This window comes from Arsukibacterium tuosuense, from assembly GCF_900215315.1.
GTDB classification, from domain to species: domain Bacteria; phylum Pseudomonadota; class Gammaproteobacteria; order Enterobacterales; family Alteromonadaceae; genus Alishewanella; species Alishewanella tuosuense.
Window position 1 is genome coordinate 1 of the sequence record NZ_OBEB01000015.1, and the last position, 1,501, is coordinate 1,501.

1 protein-coding gene is annotated in these 1,501 nt (G+C 48.7%); it reads right to left on the bottom strand.

Going from position 1 to position 1,501, the window contains the following annotated elements; all coding sequences use genetic code 11:
* Positions 1–389 precede the first annotated feature (389 nt).
* Positions 390–1,406: an IS110 family RNA-guided transposase gene (locus CRO03_RS18325; RefSeq protein WP_097113099.1), complete on the bottom strand. Its 1,017-nt coding sequence runs from the start codon at positions 1,404–1,406 to the stop codon at positions 390–392.
* Positions 1,407–1,501: the final 95 nt, after the last annotated feature.

Below are 1,501 nucleotides of genomic sequence, written 5' to 3' on the forward strand. Positions count from 1 at the left end.
GGGTCACCCATTAGCCTCTCGGAGTCAACAGCGTAACCAAACCCGCGCGCACGGTTAAGTGCGCGTCTCTTTTATTCCTTGTAAACCAATAACCTTGGCATTTTAGTTCTCGTTGGTGGTTGCGATGTATCGCACCAGTCACCCATCAGGATCAAGGCTTAGGACTGACTGCGTCCGGCCCCTGGCTACTTGTAGCCCCAGAAAACCCTCTGTTCTCCCGCCTGTCCAAGTGATGCAGCATTGCTGCGACAGAATCATGGTTTTAAACCAACCCCTTGATGGCTCAGGCAGCAGGCGATGTTACGGCAAACAAGGTAAAACAGCGTAGCTGTGCAATCAGATCTATGGTTGTACCAACCCCAATACGGCATCAGCTACGCTGGTCGAACTCAGCTAAAGGCGCGTTTTACATCAAACTCTACCCCGTCTTTAAGCATGTTGTAACAGGCTCTTGCCAATTTGTGAGCTACGGCTTTCATCGCTACTACTTTTAAGCTTTTAGCGCATTTACGCTGGTAAAAGCGCTTGATTAATTCATCCGAGCCAATGGCGAAATGCGCAGCCTCCATAAAGGCCCAGCACAGGTAACGATTGCCACATTTACGATTACCTTCGCCTTTTTTCTTGCCGTTGGACTCACGTTTTGAGTTAACCATCCTGGCATAAGAGGCAAAGTTACCACTGCTGTTAAACCGGCTGATATCACCGGTTTCCAGATAAATGGTCATCGATAAAATATCACCTATCCCGGAGACTGTTTTGAGCAGCTGAAAGGTCTTGCAGGGCTTGAGCTGGCGTAACAGCTCAGCTTCTACCGTTTGGATTTGCAGCTCTAATGCTTGCAACACGGCCCAGTTTGCCTGCAACGCCAGCAACTGCTCTGGCAGCAGGGGCAGCGCTGCCACGTGCTCTGGCGTCCATGTTTTAATGGTATAACTTGGCGTATCACGGCCCGTGTTACGAACCAACAAATTCTTGATAGACAGCAACTGGGTGGTTTTTTGCCGCACCAGCTGCGCGCGTTTACGCGCTAAATCTCTAAGAGCCCTGGGTTCTTTTGGATAAATATAGCCACACGGTAACAGGTTCATTCGCAGCAAGTGCGCAAGGTGCCGGGCATCGGCTACATCGCCACTGTATTTCAGGCCATCATAAATCACCACGGAAGCGGTATTGACCAGCCGCACCTCATAGCCTACTTCCTGCAGCGCATCGACCAACCAATACCAGTTGTAAGTCGACTCTACGGCAACAGCTTCAATCTGCTCTTTATACATGGCAAGTACCCCGAGAATAACCTGCGCATCGTTAGGTAAGCGTTTGGAATAAATGACCCTATCGTTTTCATCAATAATGACTAACACAGAATTATTGGAATGAAGGTCAATACCGACATACAATTTCATACGGCCTCCTTGGAAATAGTTTTTTTCGACGGCAATCAAAAAATAGCTATTAACTCGGAGGCCGTCCAAGGCCACTTAGGCTAGATGATTATCAG